This is a genomic window from Dapis brunnea BLCC-M229 (assembly GCF_050015995.1).
Lineage (GTDB): Bacteria > Cyanobacteriota > Cyanobacteriia > Cyanobacteriales > Microcoleaceae > Trichodesmium.
On record NZ_JBNHEP010000021.1, the window covers coordinates 1 to 3,055 of the forward strand.

A 3,055-nucleotide genomic window follows, 5' to 3' on the forward strand; every position below is an offset into this window, starting at 1 on the left:
TGATTGGTCTTGGCAGTTATAATCATTCCCTACCCCATCATATTGAGTGGATACCTTATTTCCGTAGTCTACCTTTGTGAAAACCGTTATAAGCAGCAACGTAAGATGTCCAGTATGGACTGCTTCTAGTTTTTAATTTATTCTTTTGAGAGGTATGTTTTATGAAATTTTTAGACTTGCGTCACGTACATTTTGATGACAACTCAAATGTAATTGATCCGGGGATACCGCTCGTCAACCCCGACTACTACTCCTTCATAGAGACAGGTAAGGGAGATGATCGGCTAATTGGTACTGACCATGTACATAGTGACTTTGGTGTGGGAGCGCTTGTTGGAGCAGCAGGTAAAAATATCAACTCTGTTATTGCCTCTACCGAATTTAGTAGCAGCTTTAATGTTGCTGCCAAGGGTATTAAGAACGAAGGCCTTCTCTGGACAGAAGAAGGAGCAGATCTAATAAAAGGTACTGCAACATCCAATATCTCCGCTGTAGCACAATCAGTATCTCAAGCCATAGCTATTGCTGATACTGCTGATACTAATGTTATTACTAGTGCTTTTTCCTCCATAAAACTTAAGTCTACTGCTGATGGTATTGATAACTCTGGTGGCGACATTGACAACGGTCCCGGTGATGATGGTATTTATGGTGGTACCGAAGGTTCTGTGGGAGCAGTCGCAACAGCGACAGCAGATGCCTCAGCCATTGTCGAGGCTATTGCCGAAGCCCCTATGTCAGATGGTGTCACAGCTTTCGCTGGAGCATTTGCTGAAAGTTTAGTTGACGCAACTATCATTGCCAGAGGTATTAATAATAATTATGGCATAATTACTACGGGTACGGATAGTGATACTATCACTGCTACAGCTACTTCTAGTGCTGCGACCTTGTCAAAATCTGCTGCGTCTGCTTTGTCCACTGCCACACCGGGAAATAAAGCTGCGGCTCAATCTGTTGCCAGTGCTTTTGCCCAGGTTGAGGACAAAGCGATCGCTATTGACAACACAAACGGCTATCTTGGTACCGGAAGTGGAAAGGATAGTCTAACTGGCGAGGCAAAGGGAACCAATTCTTACGGTATTTCTGGTGGCGAGATTTATATGGGTGATGAAAAGGATATTCTAATTGGCAAAGCCAGCGGAACCGATTCTTACGGTATTTTTGATAGCTACATTAATATGGGCAATGGATCGGATACTCTAATTGGCGAGGCAAGCGGAAAAAATTCTCACGGTATTTTTGGCACTGAGATTCGTATGGGTTATGGAGATGATAGAATAGAAGCCTCCAGTTTTGGAGGTGACGTCAATATATTTATGGGTAGAGGGAATGACTTTGTTGAAGGTTTTGGTGACGGTAGAGTAAGAGGTGGTGACGGTTATGATAGACTCAGCCTTGGCTCTTACAAGATAGATCAATTTGATAATATTAGTTTCGGTTCTGGTATCAATCAGGTTATTTTTGAACTAGATGGTATGACTATGAATACCAAAAATTTTGAAAGATTCTTTTTTGGTAATGAAAATCATGCCTTAAACTATTCTGACTTACAGGACTTTTTAGGATAGTGAGGTACAGTTGAAGACTAAATAAAAAGAGATAATTATTAATTATTAATTGTTAATTATTAATTATTGAATCCTTCTTCCTTGGTTATGCTACCCAAACAGGGATTTTTTCAACCAGAAAATGTTGATAGCGGTTTTTATTAACTTAACAACTTAACATAAGAATACAACTATCAGGTCTGTAACTTATAAAACTGCAAACATACTTATCCTTATTTCTTTAGTCTACCTTTGTGAAAACCGTTATAAGCAGCAACGTAAGATGTCCAGTATGGACTGCTTCTAGTTTTTAATTTATTCTTTTGAGAGGTATGTTTTATGAAATTTTTAGACTTGCGTCACGTACATTTTGATGACAACTCAAATGTAATTGATCCGGGGATACCGCTCGTCAACCCCGACTACTACTCCTTCATAGAGACAGGTAAGGGAGATGATCGGCTAATTGGTACTGACCATGTACATAGTGACTTTGGTGTGGGAGCGCTTGTTGGAGCAGCAGGTAAAAATATCAACTCTGTTATTGCCTCTACCGAATTTAGTAGCAGCTTTAATGTTGCTGCCAAGGGTATTAATAACGATGGTATTATCAGGACAGAAGCAGGACCAGATATAGTAAAAGGTAGTGCAACATCCAACATCTCCGCTGTAGCACAATCAGTATCTCAAGCCATAGCTATTGCTGATGCTGCTGATACTAATGTTATTACTAATGCTTTTGCCTCCATAGAAGTTAAGTCTACTGCCGATGGTATTGATAACTCTGGTGGCGAAATTGACAACGGTCACGGTGATGATGGTATTTCTGGTAATACCGAAGGTTCTGTGGGAGCAGTCGCAACAGCGACAGCAGATGCCTCAGCCATTGTCGAGGCTATTGCCGAAGCCCCTGTTTCAGATGGTGTCACAGCTATCGCTGGAGCATTTGCTCAAAGTTTAGCTCAGGCAACCATCATTGGCAGAGGTATTAATAATAAAAATGGCTTAATTACTACGGATCTGGGTGGTGATACTATCACTGCTACAGCTACTTCTAGTGCTGCGACCTTGTCACAATCTGCTGCGATCGCTTTGTCCACTGCCACACCGGGAAATAAAGCTGCGGCTCAATCTGTTGCCAATGCTTTTGCCCAGGTTGAGGACAAAGCGATCGCTATTGACAACACCAACGGCGAGATTCTTACCGGAAATGAAGAAGATAAGCTAACTGCGGAGGCAAAGGGAACCAATTCTTACGGTATTTCTGGTGGCAAAATTTATATGAGTTTTGGAGATGATATTCTAACTGGCAAGGCAGAGGGAACCAATTCTTACGGTATTTTTGAGAGCTACATTGATATGGGCAATGAACGGGATACTCTAACTGCGGAGGCAAAGGGAACCAATTCTTACGGTATTTCTGGTGGCGACATTTATATGAGTTATGGAGAGGATATTCTAACGGGCAAGGCCAGCGGAACCAATTCTCACGGTATTTTTGAGAG

The 3,055-nt window shown here is 41.5% G+C and carries 2 protein-coding genes; both read left to right on the forward strand.

Annotated elements, in window-relative coordinates:
* Nucleotides 1-176 precede the first annotated feature (176 nt).
* The gene (locus tag ACP6PM_RS02040; protein ID WP_426581380.1) at nt 177-1,571 is read left to right on the forward strand and encodes a hypothetical protein; all 1,395 of its coding nucleotides are present in this window, start codon (nt 177-179) and stop codon (nt 1,569-1,571) included.
* Between the two features lie 318 nt (nt 1,572-1,889).
* The coding region (locus ACP6PM_RS02045) for a hypothetical protein (protein WP_426581382.1) at nt 1,890-3,055 on the forward strand (1,166 nt) is incomplete at its 3' end.